Genomic DNA, 16407 nt, shown 5'->3' with positions numbered 1-16407 from the left:
ATGGCGCTGACCGATTCCCTTGCCAACTGGATCGTGCTCGGCCTGGTGTTCGTGGCCGTGGTGCTGGTCGTGCTGGCGCTGGCGCCGATGGTGCTGGGCCGCACCGACATCAAGGCGCGCCTGGCCGCGCAGGGCGGTGGCAGCGCGGTGGACACCGGGCCGGGCAGCATCCGCAACGATGTCACCAACAGCGCCTGGTCCCGCCTGCTGCAGGAAATCGAACGGCGCGGCATCGGGCTCACCGATTCCACCTCCGACAAGCTGGCCGAAAAACTGGCGCTGGCCGGCTTTGACCAGATCTATGCCCCGCGCGCCTTCACCCTGGCCCGCGCTGTCGGCACGCTGGCGGTGCCCTCGTTCGTGCTGCTGGTGATTGTTCTGGGCGGCAACTGGCCCAGTTCCACCAAGCTTTACATGCTGATGATCGGTTCAGCCGTGGCGGGCCTCTATCTGCCCGGCTTCATTGTCTCGTCGCGCGCCAGCGAACGCGCCAAGGAAATATTGAACGGCTTTCCCGACACGCTTGATCTGATGCTGGTCTGTCTGGAGGCGGGCCTGGGCATCGATGCCGCCTTCAGCCGGGTGGGCGCCGAAATCACCGGATCGCACCCATTGCTGGCCAAATTGTTCGGCCAGGTCAGCCTGGAACTGCGCGCCGGGCGCAGCCGCGAAGTGGCGCTGCGCCAGCTTGCCCGCAAGAGCGGCGTCGCCGAAATCACCGCTTTCACCACCCTCATCATCCAATCTGACCGGCTCGGGGCATCGGTGGCCAGCGCGCTCAGGGTGTACAGCGCCGAAATGCGCGAGGCCCGGCGGCTACGGGCCGAGGAAAAGGCCCACCGCATCCCCGTGCTGCTGTCTGTGCCGCTGGTGTGCTTCATGCTGCCCACCATGGTCGCGGTGCTGATGCTGCCGGCGGCCATCGGCATGCGCGATGCCCTGAAGGCCGCCAGCGATGCGAGCAGCACCCGCCGATGAGCGCCCGTCTCGCCCTCCTTCTCGCCCTGTGCTCGGCATCGGCGGTCTCCGCCCGCGACCTGCCGGCCGATCTGCGCAGCCGCGCCACGCCCATGCCGGGCAGCGGCGCGGAAACGCTGGAGGCGGCGCTGGATGATGGCCGTGCGCTTCTGGCCGCGGCCAATCCCGTGCAGGCCATTGCCGCCTTCCGCACCGCGCTGGCGCTGGATGGCAGCAATCTTGCAGCGCTGAACGGCCTGGGTGTCGCCTATGACCGGTTGGGCCGCACCGATCTGGCCTGCCAGCAGTTCCAGATGGCGCTGGCCATCGCGCCCGATGCCGCCGACATCGCCTATAATCTGGGCTGGTCGCTGGCCCGCGCCGGGCAGGATCGCGCTGCCATCGCGCCGTTGCAGCGCGCTGCGTCGGGCAATGATCCGCGGGTGACGGCGGCGGCCCGGCGTGCGTTGGCCCTGATCGCTGCCCGGCTGGAAGCTGCGCCGCCCGCCGCCGCACCGGCGCCAGTGCGCCTTGCCAGCGCCCGCATCGATATGGTTGCCAGTGGCGAGGCCGTGCTGGTGCTGGTCGAACCCCCTGCCGCACCTGCTGCCACCCCGCCCGCGCCGGCAGCCCCGGTGCGCATGGCTGCCGCTGCGCCTGCTGCACCGATTGCGCCCGCCATGGTTGGCCAGCCGCGCCTGGCTACAGTCGCGCCGTCGCACCGGCCACTGGAGGCCGAACTGGCCGCCCGCCTAGGCGAGGCCGCCGATCTTACCCGCCCGGCCGAGCCGCTGGTGGTTGCCGCCGTTGAGACTGCGCCGACGGCCACTCTGCGCACGTCTGCCGCCCCCGCGGCAGCCGCGCCGGTGCAAGCCCCGGCTCCGCAAAAGCAGGACACGCCTGCTGCGCCGGCCACGCCTACTGCGCCGGCCACGCCGGCTGCGCCGTTGCCGGCGCTTGCAGTCCGCGCTGTGCGGGCCGATCTGCCAGCGCTCGTCCGCCACGTGCCGATGCTGGCGCCGGCGTCGCGCCGGGTTATTGCCGCGGCGCCGCCGCCGTTGCCGCCGGTGCAGCCCGCGCTGCCACCGGAACCGGCCGACCCTGCCGCTGATATCCGCATGGCCATCGCCCGGCTGGAACGGCTGATCACGCTGATCGAACAGCGCCATGCCTGACCGTTTCCGCCTCGATCGCGATCGCAGGCCGCAGTCGGCCCTGGCGGACATGCAATCCACGGATGCCCTGCCGGCCAGCGGCCGCATCCCCCGCCTGCACCGGATTGCAGTGATGATCCTGCTGCTGGCCATGCTGATCGTCTGCGTCGTTCCGGCCTTTGCCGGTGAAAAGAAGCGCAAGCCGCAAAGCCCGGAAGCCGCGATAGCGGCACTGCCGGTGCAGCCACCCACCGCGGCAGCGCTGGCCCTGCTGGATGCTGCGATTGCCGAAGGCCGGCTGGCCGATGCCCGCGCGCTGATTGCACCCATGTGGGCAGCCGACAGTGCGGAGGTCGCGCTGCGCGGTGCCGAACTGGCGCTGGCCAGTGGTTCCCTGCCCGAAGCGGCCGATGGCTTCACCGCGCTGGCCGAAGGGCCGGTGTCGGCGCGCGCCTGGCAGGGGCTGGGCATCACCCGGCTGAAACAGGCGCGGCTGGGCGAAGCCATCACCGCGCTCGACAAGGCAGTGGCGCTTGATCCCGGTCTTGCCCGCGCCTGGAATGCCCGCGCCGTGGTGGCTGACCGGCAAAAGGATTGGGCCACCGCCGATGCCGCCTATGCCAAGGCAATTGCCGCCGCACCCGGCGATGCTGCCACGCTGGCCAATCGCGGCTGGTCGATGCTGCTGCGCGGCCATCATGTTGCCGCCGAACGCGATCTGGAACGCGCGCTGGCATTGGCTCCGGGCGACCGCGTGGTGCAGACCAACCTGGCGCTCGCCCGTGCCATGCAGGGCCGCTATCAGGAAGCGTTCCAGCACAGCAATCGCGCCAGCCTGGCCGGTGATCTCAACACGGTTGGCTATGCCGCCATGGCACGCGGCGATCTGGCCGTGGCCGAAGCCTATTTCAACCGGGCCATGAACCTGAACCCGCAGTTTGATCGCCAGGCCTGGGCCAACCTCCAATATCTCACCGAACTCAAGAACCGCAGCCGCACCCCGATGGGGCCCCAGCCTTGACCCTGGCGCTGTTCGGTCTGGCATTGCTGGCGTTTGCACTGGTGCTGGCCGCCGGCTTTGATCTGTGGCGCTTTGAAATCCCGGATACGCTCACCATCCTGATCATTATTGCCGCCGTGCTGTTCGGCGCCGGTACGCCGGGGTTCACCTGGGCCAGCCATGCGGCGGCAGGCGGGCTGTTCTTCGGCTTTGGCCTGCTGGCCTTTGCGCGCGGCTGGCTGGGCGGCGGCGATGTCAAGCTGATGACCGGCTGCGCGCTGTGGGCCAATCTGGCGACTCTGGCCGAACAGGTGGTGCTGATCGCGCTGGCCGGTGGCATCCTCGCGCTGGCGCTGATGCTGCTGCGCCGTGGGCTGGCGCTGGCCGGCGTTGCTGGCGATGACGCGCCCCGGCTGATCCGGGTGGGGGCCGATCTGCCCTATGCCGTGGCCATCGCTGGCGGCATGGCGCTGTGGACCTGGCGTCACCTGCCGCCGCTCTGACCGTCACCAAATCATCATTTGATTGTCATGGCGGTGTTACCTGCCTGTCACCCTCCAGTCATTACGCACCCGTAATGCGCGCCACTGACGCCGGCCTGTCCACCCCGGCGACCAAGGGGCGCATTCCACATGATCCGCAGCACGCGCGGCACGGCCGCAATCCGTCTTCTCCTCCTCAGCTGCCTTGCGGGTTCACCCGCCCTGGGCCAGGCCATCGCCGCCGCTGACGCCAGAGCTGACGCTGCCGCCAGCGACGAAAGCGAGATTGTGGTGTCGGGCCAGCGCCCGATCCGCGAATCGGAACGCGCCGCGTTGCTGGTGCAGAAGAACAGCGACAGCCTGGTCAGCGTGCTGTCGGCCGATTCGGTCGGCCGCCTGCCCGACCAGAACATCGCCCAGGCCGTCAGCCGCCTGCCCGGCGTCGCCGTTCAGCGCGACCAGGGCCAGGCCCGCTATGTCAACCTGCGCGGCTCGCCGCTGAACTGGACGACGCTGTCGTTCGACGGGATCAACGTGGTATCGCCGGAAGGCCGCGATGCCCGCTTTGATTCGATCCCATCGGCCATTGCCACCCAAGTCGTGGTGCGCAAGGCGGTGACGCCCGACATGACCGGCGAAACCATCGCCGGCAACATCAATGTCATCACGCGATCGGCCTTTGATTACAAGGGCCTGCACATCCAGGCGCGCGGCGGCATCGGCCTTGTCGATCTGGGTGACGGCAAGGAATATGAAGGCACCGGCGTGATCACCAACCGCTGGGAAACCGGCATCGGTGAAATCGGCGCCGTGCTGTCGGGCAGCTATTACCAGCGCACCATGGCCACCGACAATTTCGAGACCGATTGGGAAACCGTCAGCCGTGATCTGCGCCCGGTGGGCAGCGGTGACAATCCCGACAGCCTGATCGACAATGGCGGCAGCCGCCGCGTGTGGGCCCGCGAAACCGAAAACAAGCTCTATCGCCTCACCCGCCGCAACTACAGCGTCTCGGGCCGGCTGGAATGGGCGCCCGACAATGACAGCAAGATCTTTGTCACCTCGATCTATTCGGCCTTCACCGACAACGAGCTGCGGTCGAACTATATCTTCGATTTCGACGATCAGGAAAGCCGGGCTCCCAACCTGGCGACGCCCTGTGTCAACGCTGTGCTGGCCCCCAACACCACCGGCTATGCCGATGCCTGCGTGAACACCCCGTTCAAGGGCACGGTCTATGGCATCGACATCAACTCCAACCTCTTGAGCCGCGAATATCTGCAATCGGTGTTCATCAACACCGTGGGCGGCGACCACAAGACCGGCAACTGGACGATCAGCTGGCGCGGCAACTACACCCGTTCCAAGGATGACCGCTCCGCCCCGTCGCAGCTGAATTATGACAGCCCCGGCTTTGGCACCAACGGCGCCACCGCCACCGGCCGCCCGACCGTGGCCTATGATCTGACCAACCCGCAGCAGTCCTTCGTCGAGCTGTATCGCACGCTGCGTGCCGCCGATGGCACGCTGTCGCGCGGGGACCGGGTGCAGAACATCACCGATTTCGCCCTGCCGCTGTCGCGCATCCGTGGCCTGAAGGCGGTGGACACCACCGAGGCCTATACCGCCAAGCTCGACCTGTCGGTTGACACTGGTCTGTTCGGCAACACGAAGATCAGCTTTGGCGGCCAATACGACAACCGCACCAAGGAAGTGGACGAGCGGCTGCTTGACGTGAACAGCAGCGCCACCTTCAACGGCCTGAATATCTTCACCCTGGCCGGGGTGCCGACCACGCCGCAGGCGGTGAGCATCCCCGGCGATTATCTCGGCAAGCTGCCGCTGGGCTACAGCTTCCCTTATTTCGGCAAGCAGCAGATCATCGACATCGTCCGCCAGGTCGAACCCTATGCCACCTATGCCTTCAACAACGCCAACTACTACAAGGTGCGTGAAGAGGTCATCTCCGGCTATGCCATGGCGGTCACCAAGCTGGATTGGGGCAGCATCGTCTATGGCGCCCGCTTCGAGCAGGTGAACAATGAAGCCACCGCCTTCCGCGCCACCACGCCGGGCGGCACGCCCAACACGTTGAACACCATCAACCGCAGCTTCACCCAGGTCTATCCCAGCGTCCATTTCAACTGGAACCCGACCGACGAGATGAAGGTCCGCCTGTCGTTCAACACCGGCGCGGCCCGTCCGGATTATCCGGTGCTGCGCCCCAACTTCACCTTCAATGATGTCACCCAGACCGTGTCGGGCGGCAACCCCGATGCGCGGCCGGAAAAGACCCGCGGCGTTGATCTTTACTGGGAATATTATCCCAGCCGCGGTGGTTTCATGTCGGTCGGCGTCTTCTACAAGGATGTGCGCGACGTGCTGTTCGGCGCCACCCGCCAGTTCGGGCTGGATGTGCTCAACTTCGGCGGCGTCAACCGGGCCGATTATGTCTTCTCCACCACGCTGAACGGCGGCAAGGGCAAGGTCTATGGCGCCGAAGCCGCCTTCCAGATGCAGCTCGACAACCTGTTGAGCGAGGATCACTGGTGGGGTGGGTTCGGCATCCAGGCCAACGCCTCGATCAACCGCAGCGAAGCCACCACCCCGTCGGGCGAAAAGGTGCGCTTCCCCGGCACCTCCGATTTCGTGATGAACATCGGGCCCTATTACGAGAAATATGGCTTCTCGGCCCGCGTCTCCTACCAATATCGCTCCAGCTGGATCGACAGCCTGGGCGAACCCGGCGTGGGCGGCAATTTCTTCTGGGCGCCCGATGGCGAGCTCGATGTCTCGGCCCGCTATGCGGTCACCAAGAATATCGAGGTCTATGCAGACCTGTCCAACCTGCTCAACGGCCCGGGCCGCCGCTTTGTCGGCAACAACGCCCGCACCATCGAGCGGGAGGTCTTCGGCCGCCGCTACACCGCCGGCCTGCGCGTCACCTACTGATGCGCGCACCAGCCTTGCTTCCGGCCTTGCTGCTGGCGGCCTGCGCGCCGCCGGCGGCAAAGCCCACCGCCGAAACGGCCAGCGTGACCGCCACGGCCGAAACCGTGGCCGTGCGCTCCGCCGATGATGCTGCCGATGATCCGGCCATCTGGCGCAACGCCGCCAACCAGGCCGCCAGCCTGATCGTCGGGACCGACAAGCAGGCCGGCCTCTATGTCTATGGCCTCGATGGCCGGGTGCGCGATTTCGTCGATGCCGGCCGGGTCAACAATGTCGATCTGGCCGAAACCCCGGCCGGGGTGATCGTGGCGGCGAGCGACCGCAATGATGAGGCCAGGGCGCAGATCGCACTGTTCCGGCTCGACACCGCCAGCGCGCGCCTTGTCCCGCTGGGCAAGGTGCCGGCCGGGGCGGGCGAAGCCTATGGCCTGTGCCTGTGGGCAACACCCGGCGCCCTGACCGCCTTCATCGTCATCAAGGATGGCACCATCCGCCAGGTCGAGATCGATGCCGCAAAGGCAACGGGCCGCATCGTGCGCAGCATGAAGCTGGCCAGCCAGTCCGAAGGCTGTGTGGTCGATGCCCGCACCGCCCGGCTCTATGTGGCGGAAGAGGATGTTGGCCTCTGGCGCTTTGATGCACGGCCCGGTGGCAGCCCCACGCCGGTGAAGATCGCCGGCACCGACAACAACCGGCTGGTCGCCGATGCCGAAGGGCTGGCCATCGCGGCCGAAGGTGCCGGCAATGGCGGCTGGCTGGTGGCGTCGAGCCAGGGCGACAGCGCCTATGCCGTGTGGCGGCTGGCCGATGACCGTTACATGGGCCGCTTCCGCGTCGCCGCCGGCCGCGTGGGCAGCACGCAGGAAACCGACGGCATCGCGCTCGCCACCGGCGATTTCGGCCCGGCCTATCCCGCCGGCCTGCTCGTGGTGCAGGATGGCGACAACCAGCCGGCGCAGAATTTCAAGCTGGTCAGCTGGGCCAGGGTGAAGGCGGCGCTTCGCCTCCCCTGAAGCGCCAGATTGACCGCCCCTCCCCACTGCGCCACCTTGGCGCCAAGATATTGGGGAGACAGGCGCATGGCGCTGCTGCAAGGCTATCAACGCTTCACCTTCACCCGCGGCCAGTTCGGGCACGACCGCGTGCTCACCGCCACCATCAACGGCAACAATCCGGTGAACGGGGTGGACGAACAGATGCACCACGAACTGGCGCGCGTGTTCACCGATCTGCAGCAGGATCGGGAGAGTGACATCATCGTCCTCACCGGCGCCGGCCGCGCCTTTTGTGCCGGCGGCGATTTCGACTGGTTCGAGGAACAGATCGCCAATCCCGCCCAGTTCCGGGATATCGGCTGGGATGCGAAGCGCATCGTCACCAGCCTGCTGGAGATCGAAAAGCCGGTGATCTGCCGCATGAACGGCGCTGCCGCCGGTCTGGGTGCCACCATCGCCCTGCTGTGCGACATGATCGTGGCCGATGAGAATGCCGTGATCGGCGATCCGCATGTGAAGGTGGGGCTGGTGGCCGGCGATGGCGGCGCGGTGATCTGGCCGCAGCTGATCGGCTATGCCCGCGCCAAGGAATTCCTGATGACCGGCGATCTGATCAAGGCCCCGCGCGCCGAGGCGATGGGCCTGATCAACTATGCCGTGCCGACAGACCAGCTTGATGCCAAGATCGCCGAACTGGTCGGAAAATTGATGGGCAATCCCAAATATGCGGTGCGCTGGTCCAAGGTGGTGGCCAACCAGCCATTGAGGGTACTGGCGCAGCAGCTGATGGACGCCTCCATCCCCTATGAAACCCTGTCCAACCTGGCGGCAGACCGGGCCGAAGCCGTCCGCGCGTTCCGCGAACGCCGCGCGCCAAAGCTGACGGGCGAATGAGCATGGCGCCCCCGCTGCCCCCCGTGACCTTCACCGACGAACCCGCCCACATCGGCCAGCTGCGCGACATGCTGCGCCGCTTTGTTGCGCAACATGCCCCGCGCGAGGCCCGCATCCAGTGGGATCGCGACCATCGCTGGCCGCGTGATGTCTATGCCGAGCTGAACAAGCTTGGCCTCACCGCGCTCACTGTGCCAGAGGCCTATGGCGGGGCCGGGCAGGATCTGGTCGCCGCCATCGCGGTGATCGAGGAACTGGCCCAGGCCGGCCCCTGCCTCGCTGGCCCCTATATCCACACCGCCTTTTATGGCGGCATGAACCTCAGCGAGAACGGCAGCCCGGAACAGAAGGCCGAATTTCTGCCCCGGCTGGCCAGGGGCGAATTGTTCTTTGCCTATGGCCTGTCCGAACCCGATGTCGGCGGCGATCTGGCCAGCGTCACCACCCGCGCCCGGCTCGACGGCGACGAGGTGGTGATCGACGGCGCCAAGCGCTGGTGCACAGGGGCGGACTGGAGCGATTATATCTACACGCTGGTGCGCTCCGGCCCTGCGGAGGACCGCTATCGCAACCTGTCGTTCGTCCTCATCCCCACCAACGCCCCCGGCGTGCGCATGCAGGACATCCATCACGCCAACCTGCGCTACACCGCCAGCCAGGACGTGTATTTTGACGGGGTGCGCGTGCCGGCGAGCCACATCGTCGGCGGCCCGCAGATGTGGAACCAGGGCTGGAAACTGCTCGCCGGCCGCGCGCTCGACGTGGAGAAACTGGAGATCACAGCGGTGGCCTTCGGCATCGCCCGCGCTGCGCTGGATGAAGCATGGGACTATGCGCAAGCCCGCGTGCAGTTCGGCAAGCCGATCAGCCAGCACCAGGCCATCCGCCACAAGCTGGTGGTGGCGCGCACCAAGCTGCAGGCCGCCCGCCACATGCTCTATCACGCGGCCTGGCTCGCCAATGAAGGCCGGCCGTGCAGCACCGAAACCAGCATGGCCAAGCTGTTTGTCGCCGATGTCGGCGTGGAGATCGCGCTCGCCTGCCAGCAGGTGATCGGCTCCTATGCCCTGTCCGACGCGTTCGACATGGAACGGCATGTGCGCGATCTGCTCGGCATGCCGATCGTTGGCGGATCGAGCGACATGCAGAAGAACAATCTGGCCAGCCTGTGGAAGCTGTGATGGGCCATGTTTCCAGATCCTCCCCCTCTGGGGGAGGTGCCGACCGCAGGGAGGCGGAGGGGGCGGGCGAGCGCCGCCTCCAAAGCCCCCTCCGCCCTGCGGGCACCTCCCCCAGAGGGGGAGGATTGTGAACCTCAATCGAAAACTTGCCCGATGATCCCCCAACCCCTCCTCACCACCATCGCCGCCCGCGCGGCCGACACCGAACAGGCCCGCCGCCTGCCGGCCGATCTCGCCGCCGAACTGGCCGCAGCCGGCGCCTTCCGGATGCTGGTGCCCAGATCGCTGGGCGGCGCCGAAACCGATGTCGGCAGCCTGTTCGACAGCCTGGAACAACTGGGCCGCGCCGATGCCGCCACCGGCTGGTGCGTGATGATCGGCGGCACCACGGCGCTGATCTCGGCCTGGCTGCCGATGGACCATGCCCGCGAAATCTGGGCTGATCCCAATGTCATCACCGGCGGGGTGTTCGCGCCGATGGGCCGGGCCGTGGTGGACGGCGATGATTATCTGGTCAGCGGCCGCTGGGCCTGGGGATCGGGCAGCGCCAATTGCTCCTGGCTGCTGGGCGGCGCGCTGATCATGGACGGCGGCGAGCTGCGCCGGCTGCCATCGGGCGCGCCCGATCACCGCATGATGGTGATGCGCGCAGCAGAGGTGGAGTTGATCGACACCTGGGACGCCCTGGGCATGCGCGGCACCGGGTCGGGCGATCTGGCCGCCAAGGATGTGCGGGTGCCGCAGGGTCGCAGCGTGTCGTTCATCACCGACACCCCGCGGGAGGATGGCCCGCTCTATCGCTTCGCCCCGTTCGGCCTGCTGGCACTCGGCATTGCCGCCGTGGCCAGTGGCAATGCGCTGGGCGCGCTTGATGATCTGAAGGCGCTGGCCGTGGCCAAGAAAGGCCAAGGGTCAAGCCGCAGCCTCGCTGAACGCGGCGTGGTGCAGGCGGAATTCGCCGTGGCCCAGGCCGATCTCGATGCCGCCCGCGCGCTGGTCCATGCCGAAATCGCCACAGCGTGGGGGAGGGTGGTGGCCGGCGATGCCCTGGATCTGCCCGCCCGCGCCCGGCTGCGGCTGGCAGCAACCCGGCTCACCCAGGTTGCGGCCCGGGTGGCGGCCAAGATGCACGAACTGGCCGGCGGCACCTCCGTCTATGCCAGCCACCCGCTGAACCGCCGCTTCCGCGATGCCCATGTCGCGACCCAGCACGTGATGGTCGCCCCCCCCACGCTCGAACTGGCCGGCCGCGTGCTGCTCGGCCTGCCCGCCGATGCGTCGATGCTATAATGCCGGAATCCCCCCCCTTGCGGGGAGGGCGAGAGACGAGCCGCAGGCGAGGCCCGGGGTGGGGGTGTTGGCAGCGGCAATGGTGGGAACCCCCACCCCGCTCGGCTGGCGCCGAGTCGCCCTCCCCGCAAGGGGGAGGTAGAAGACGCCCCTCTAACGCCCGAAGCGGATCTGCACCGAAACCGGCCCGGCCGGCACATCGGTGATGGTGGAGGCAAAGGCCAGGCGCTGGCCGGGCTTGATCATTGCGGCCGGCGGCGGGATCGTCCAGTCGCGCACCCGCTCGCCGCCGACCATCAGCCGGGCGTTGAGCGGCGGCACCACCACGCTGGCCTTGCCGGGGTTGCTGATCACGCCGGTCACCTCCAGCAGGCTGGCGCCCCCAAGCCGGTTGACACTGCCCTGCATCGCCACGTCCAGCCGGGGCGGCGGCGGCGCCACCTGGGCCAGCGCATCGGCCACGCCGGGGATGGCAGCGGGATCGATGCGGCCAATCCACAGGCCAAGTGATGCGGTGGTGAAGGCGGCGCCCAGCGCGACCGCCAGCAGCCATTTCAGCACCGGCACGCGCGGCTCTTCCGGTTCGGCCGGGGCTTCGGGTTCGGGCTCCGGTTCGGGTTCCGGCTCAGGCGGCGGGGGCGGCGGCATGCGGGCGGCGCGCAGCTCCTCCTGCACGGCGGCCACGGCCTCATCCTCGTCCACCTCTTCGGCCGGCACCCAGCGGTGCTGGCAGCGTGCGCATTTCAGCTTGGGCCGGCGCAGCACGGTGCTGACATCCAGCCGATAGGCGGCGCTGCAATTGGGGCAGGTGACGATCACCGGGCCACCATAAGCAGGCCGGCGCCTGTGCGAAAGGGGGCGCTTGCATGGCCCTTCGCTGCAAGGCAAAGGCTGGACCATGCATGATCTGAAAGCCCTTCGCGCCGATCCGGATGCCTTTGCTGCTGCCCTTGCCCGGCGCGGCGTGACCGATGCCGCTGCGTCACTGCTCAGCGCCGATGCCGCCCGCCGCGCCGCCGAAACACGGGCGCAGGAAGCCCTTGCCCGCCGCAACGCCGCTTCCAAGGAGATTGGCGCCGCCATGGCCGCCAAGGATCATGCCAAGGCCGAGGCACTGAAGGCCGAAGTTGCCGGCCTGAAGGACGAGATTGCCGCGCTGGAAGCCGCCGCGCGTGAGGCCGGGGAGGCTGCCGAAGCGCTTTTGGTCAGCCTGCCCAACCTGCCCGCCGCCGACGTGCCGGATGGCGTGGACGAGCATGGCAATGTCGAGGACATGCGCTGGGGCACCCCGCGTGCCTTTGACTTCCCCGCGCAAGAGCATGACATCATCGCCGCCAAACTCGGCTATGATCCCGAAGCCGCCGCCCGCGTGGCCGGCGCGCGCTTTGCCGTGCTGAAGGGCCCGCTCGCCCGGCTGCAGCGTGCGTTGGGCCAATATATGATCGACACGCACACGGGGCGTCACGGCTTTGCTGAAACCTACGCGCCGCTGCTGGTCAATCGCACTGCCGCCTTCGGCACCGGCCAGCTGCCGAAGTTCGAGGACGATGTCTTCAAGACGACCGACGGCCGCTATCTGATCCCAACCGCTGAAATGAGCCTGACCAACCTGGTCGCGGATCAGATCATCGACGCCGCCGCCCTGCCGATCCGCATGACCGCGCTCACCCCCTGTTTCCGCAGTGAGGCCGGCAGCGCCGGGCGCGACACGCGCGGCCTGATCCGCCAGCACCAGTTCGAGAAGTGCGAGCTGGTGACGATCTGCACCCCCGAGCAGGCCGAGGCCGAGCATACGCACATGCTGGCCAGCGCCGAAGCCATCCTGCAGGCGCTGAACCTGCCCTATCGCCGGATGCTGCTCTGCGCCGGCGACATGGGCTTTTCGGCCCGGAAAACCTGGGACCTCGAGGTCTGGCTGCCCGGCCAGAACGCCTATCGCGAGATCAGCTCGGTTTCCGACTGCGGCGATTTCCAGGGCCGCCGCATGAACGCCCGCTGGAAGGTGGCCGGCGAAAAGGGCAGCCGCGGCGCGGTCAACACGCTCAACGGCTCCGGCCTCGCCGTTGGCCGCACCCTGGTGGCGGTGATCGAAAATTACCAACAGGCCGATGGCAGTGTCATCATTCCCGATGTGCTCAGGCCCTACATGGCCGGCATTGACCGGCTGGAGCCCTGAACTCATGCGCATTCTTGTCACCAATGACGATGGCATCAACGCCCCCGGCCTGGTCGCGCTGGAGGCGATTGCCGCCGAACTGTCGGATGATGTCTGGGTCGTCGCCCCGGCCGAGGAGCAATCGGGCGCCGGCCACAGCCTCACGCTCAGCCAGCCGGTGCGGCTGCGCGAAATCAGCCCGCGCCGCTTTGCCGTGAAGGGCACGCCCACCGATTGCGTGATGCTGGCGCTGGGCGCGGTGCTGGAGGACAAGAAGCCCGATCTGATCCTGTCCGGCGTCAACCGTGGCGGCAACCTCGCTGAGGATGTGACCTACAGCGGCACGGTTTCGGCCGCCATGGAAGGCTGCTTGGCCGGCATCCGCTCCATCGCGCTGTCGCAGGTGATGATGGACTATACCGCCGGCAACGAGGATTTTTCCTGCGCGCAAACCCGCGGCGCCGCCATCATCCGCCGCATTATCGCCCAGGATTGGCCCGAAGGCGTGCTGATCAACATCAACTTCCCGCCGGTGCTGGCCGGCGACGTGAAGGGCGTGCGCGTCACGGAACAGGGCTTCCGCGATTATGGCAATATCCACCTGGTGAAGCGCATCGATCCGCGCGGCTTTCCCTATTATTGGCACGGCTTCGGCAAGGAAAAGCCGGCGCCCGGCCATGAAACCGATCTGAAGGCGATGCACGAAGCCTGCATTTCGGTGACGCCGCTGCACCTCGACATGACGCATTATCAGTCCATCGCCATGCTGAAGGCGGCGCTGTCCGATCTGGCGGAGGGCTGATGCGGCGCGCGGCATCAGCCCTTGGTGCCTTCATGCTGCTGCTGGCGCTGACGGGCTGTGCCAACATGATCGGCCGCCCGGAACCGGCGCGCCGGCCAACCCCGCGCCCGGCGCCCACCCGGGTGCCGCCGCCCAAGCCGGCCCCCACCCGCCAGACGCCGCCTGCGCCACGGCCAGCGCCCGCCCGCCCCGCCCCTGTTCGCACTGCCCCGCCCCGCACCGATTGGGTCGCCCGCCCGGTCACCCCCAACGCGGTCGCCACCCCGCAGGGCCGTTTCCACCTGGTGCGCTCCGGCGAGACCGGCATCGCCATCGCGCGTGCCTATGGCGTGCCGTGGCGCGATCTCATTGCGCTGAATGGCCTCAAGGAACCCTATGTCCTCGCCGTCGGCCAGCGGCTGCGCCTGCCCGATGCCCAGATCGCCGCCGCCAAGGTCGCCGCCATGAGCCTGGAGGAGCGCGCCCGCGCCTTCAGCCTGTCCATCGATGATGTCGTCACCGGCGGCCAGCCGGCAGCCCCGGTCACGCCAAATGTCGCCCGGCCGGCCACGCGCCCAGTGTCCAGCGCTCCGTCCGCCGCTGCACCCGCCCCGCCGCTGGCCCAGCCGGCGGCCGCCGAACCCGCCGCCGAGCCGCCGGCCCCGCTGCCCGCCGTCACCGGCAATGCCCCGCGCTTCCGCTGGCCGCTGCCCGGCCGCATCATCTCCGGCTTTGGTGCCAAGCCCGGCGGCCGCTTCAACGATGGCGTCAACCTCAAGGCCAATCCGGGCGAGCCGGTGCGCGCCGCCGGTGATGGCGTTGTCGCCTATGCCGGCGATGCCATTCCGGGCTTCGGCAATCTCGTGCTGGTGAAACACGCCGGTGGCTGGGTTTCGGCCTATGCCCACAACGAGGCGCTGCTGGTGGCGCGCGGCGCCCGCGTGAAGGCCGGCGAAGTCATCGCCCGCGCCGGGCAGACCGGGGCGGTCGCCGAACCCCAGCTGCATTTCGAACTGCGCAAGGGCCGCGCCCCGCAGGATCCGGCCCAGGTGATCGGCGGTCGCTAGGGGCCACTTTTGCCCCTCCCCCGGCCTTCGCCGGGGCAGGCTCGCTTCGCGCGCCACCTCCCCAAACAAGTTTGGAGAGGTGGCAGCCGCAGGCTGACGGAGGGGCAGCGACCGTGCCGCATGCTTCCCCCTTGCACTTTTGGCCCGAACAGCGCACTGCCGCGCCGATGACCGTCTCTCCCGCTTCGGCCCCGCGGGTCGGCATGGTGTCGCTGGGTTGCCCCAAGGCGCTGGTCGATTCCGAACGCATTCTCACCCAGCTGCGCGCCGATGGCTATGCGCTGTCCGGCGATTATGACGGCGCCGATGTGGTGATCGTCAACACCTGCGGTTTCCTCGATTCGGCCAAGGCCGAAAGCCTGGAGGCCATCGGCGAGGCGATGGCCGAAAATGGCAAGGTGATTGTCACCGGCTGCATGGGGCACGAAGCCGACGCCATCCGCGCCCGCTTCCCGGATGTGCTCGCCGTCACCGGGCCGCAGCAATATGAAGCGGTGGTGAGCGCGGTGCATGAAGCGGCGCCGCCCGTCCGCTCCGCCTTCATCGATCTGGTGCCCGATGCCGGCCTGAAACTCACGCCGCGCCATTATGCCTATCTGAAGATTTCCGAAGGCTGCAACCACACATGCGCCTTCTGCATCATCCCGTCCTTGCGCGGCCGTCTCGCCAGCCGCCCGCCCGCCGCGATCATCCGCGAGGCCGAAGCGCTGGTGAAGGCCGGTGCGAAGGAATTGCTGGTCATCAGCCAGGACACATCGGCCTATGGCGTTGATCTGCGCCACGAACGCTCGACGCTGGGCGGGGTGGAGCGCCGCGCCCATATCCAGGATCTGGCGCGCGAACTGGGCGGGTTGGGGGCCTGGGTGCGGCTCCACTATGTCTATCCCTACCCGCATGTGGATGACCTGATCCCGCTGATGGCCGATGGCCTGCTGCTGCCCTATCTCGACATTCCGTTCCAGCATGCCTCCCCAGCCGTGTTGAAGGCGATGAAGCGCCCGGCCAACGAGGCCAAGGTGCTGGAACGCATCCAGAAATGGCGCAGTATCGTGCCCGACATGGCGATCCGCTCCACCTTCATCGTCGGCTTCCCCGGCGAGACGGAAGCCGATTTCCAATATCTGCTCGATTGGCTGGAACAGGCGCAGATCGATCGCGCCGGCTGCTTCAAATATGAAGCGGTCGATGGCGCGCAGGCCAATGCGCTGCCCGGCGCGGTGCCGGAAGAGGTGAAGGAGGACCGCTGGCACCGCTTCATGGCGCTGCAGTCTCGCATTTCCGAACAGCGGCTGGCCGCCAAGGTGGGCCGCACGCTGGATGTGCTGATCGACGAGGCGGATGACGAGGGCGGCGCGTCGGGGCGCAGCAAATATGATGCCCCCGAAATCGACGGCATGGTGCATCTGCGCGATGCCGGCGGCGTGAAGCCGGGCGATATCGTGCCGGTGCTGATCGAGGACTCGGACGAAGCCGATCTGTTCGGGGTTCCCGTCTGATGG

The 16407-nt window shown here is 67.9% G+C and carries 14 protein-coding genes; 13 read left to right on the top strand and 1 reads right to left on the bottom strand.

The window, feature by feature from the left end; translation table 11 throughout:
• From AC6BOR_RS08725 to AC6BOR_RS08685, 9 genes are all read left to right on the top strand, one after another.
• The gene (locus AC6BOR_RS08725) at nt 1-978 is read left to right on the top strand and encodes a type II secretion system F family protein (protein WP_498058085.1); all 978 of its coding nucleotides are present in this window, start codon (nt 1-3) and stop codon (nt 976-978) included.
• On the top strand, nt 975-2132 hold the full coding sequence (locus AC6BOR_RS08720) for a hypothetical protein (protein WP_498058084.1): 1158 nt from the start codon (nt 975-977) through the stop codon (nt 2130-2132). Before AC6BOR_RS08725 ends, AC6BOR_RS08720 begins: the two co-directional genes overlap by 4 nt.
• A gap of 49 nt (nt 2133-2181) precedes the next feature.
• Entirely contained in the window at nt 2182-3132 is a 951-nt protein-coding gene (locus tag AC6BOR_RS08715; RefSeq protein ID WP_498058083.1) for a tetratricopeptide repeat protein, read from the top strand.
• A complete protein-coding gene (locus tag AC6BOR_RS08710) occupies nt 3129-3614 on the top strand; it encodes a prepilin peptidase (protein ID WP_498058082.1) in 486 nt (161 codons plus the stop codon). Before AC6BOR_RS08715 ends, AC6BOR_RS08710 begins: the two co-directional genes overlap by 4 nt.
• Before the next feature lie 129 nt (nt 3615-3743).
• Complete coding sequence (locus AC6BOR_RS08705) at nt 3744-6545, top strand: TonB-dependent receptor (protein WP_498058081.1); 2802 nt, start codon at nt 3744-3746, stop codon at nt 6543-6545.
• Nucleotides 6545-7558, top strand: coding sequence for a phytase (locus AC6BOR_RS08700; protein ID WP_498058080.1), 1014 nt, complete (start codon nt 6545-6547; stop codon nt 7556-7558). Before AC6BOR_RS08705 ends, AC6BOR_RS08700 begins: the two co-directional genes overlap by 1 nt.
• Nucleotides 7559-7624: 66 nt before the next feature.
• Nucleotides 7625-8434: an enoyl-CoA hydratase/isomerase family protein gene (locus AC6BOR_RS08695; protein WP_498058079.1), complete on the top strand. Its 810-nt coding sequence runs from the start codon at nt 7625-7627 to the stop codon at nt 8432-8434.
• Complete coding sequence (locus AC6BOR_RS08690; protein WP_498058078.1) at nt 8431-9615, top strand: acyl-CoA dehydrogenase family protein; 1185 nt, start codon at nt 8431-8433, stop codon at nt 9613-9615. The genes AC6BOR_RS08695 and AC6BOR_RS08690 overlap by 4 nt, the downstream gene beginning before the upstream one ends.
• A gap of 153 nt (nt 9616-9768) precedes the next feature.
• Complete coding sequence (locus AC6BOR_RS08685) at nt 9769-10905, top strand: acyl-CoA dehydrogenase family protein (RefSeq protein WP_498058077.1); 1137 nt, start codon at nt 9769-9771, stop codon at nt 10903-10905.
• A 153-nt stretch (nt 10906-11058) separates the two neighbouring features.
• Here AC6BOR_RS08685 and AC6BOR_RS08680 read toward each other — a convergent pair whose 3' ends face one another.
• Entirely contained in the window at nt 11059-11724 is a 666-nt protein-coding gene (locus AC6BOR_RS08680) for a zinc-ribbon domain-containing protein (RefSeq protein WP_498058076.1), read from the bottom strand.
• Between the two features lie 79 nt (nt 11725-11803).
• On the opposite strand from AC6BOR_RS08680, the gene serS reads away from it, so the two are divergent.
• The 4 genes from serS to rimO all read left to right on the top strand — a co-directional run bounded on the left by serS (nt 11804) and on the right by rimO (nt 16404).
• Nucleotides 11804-13081, top strand: a complete 1278-nt coding sequence (gene serS, locus AC6BOR_RS08675; RefSeq protein WP_498058075.1) for a serine--tRNA ligase — start codon at nt 11804-11806, stop codon at nt 13079-13081.
• Nucleotides 13082-13085: 4 nt separating this feature from the next.
• The gene (gene surE, locus AC6BOR_RS08670; RefSeq protein WP_498058074.1) at nt 13086-13862 is read left to right on the top strand and encodes a 5'/3'-nucleotidase SurE; all 777 of its coding nucleotides are present in this window, start codon (nt 13086-13088) and stop codon (nt 13860-13862) included.
• Entirely contained in the window at nt 13862-14908 is a 1047-nt protein-coding gene (locus AC6BOR_RS08665; RefSeq protein WP_498058073.1) for a peptidoglycan DD-metalloendopeptidase family protein, read from the top strand. Before surE ends, AC6BOR_RS08665 begins: the two co-directional genes overlap by 1 nt.
• Before the next feature lie 167 nt (nt 14909-15075).
• Nucleotides 15076-16404, top strand: a complete 1329-nt coding sequence (gene rimO / locus AC6BOR_RS08660) for a 30S ribosomal protein S12 methylthiotransferase RimO (RefSeq protein ID WP_498058072.1) — start codon at nt 15076-15078, stop codon at nt 16402-16404.
• Nucleotides 16405-16407 lie beyond the last annotated feature (3 nt).

Source organism: Sandarakinorhabdus sp. FBCC-B8862 (genome assembly GCF_059745315.1).
Note: the sequence above shows the minus strand (reverse complement) of the source record. Positions and strands in the feature narration are given on the sequence as shown.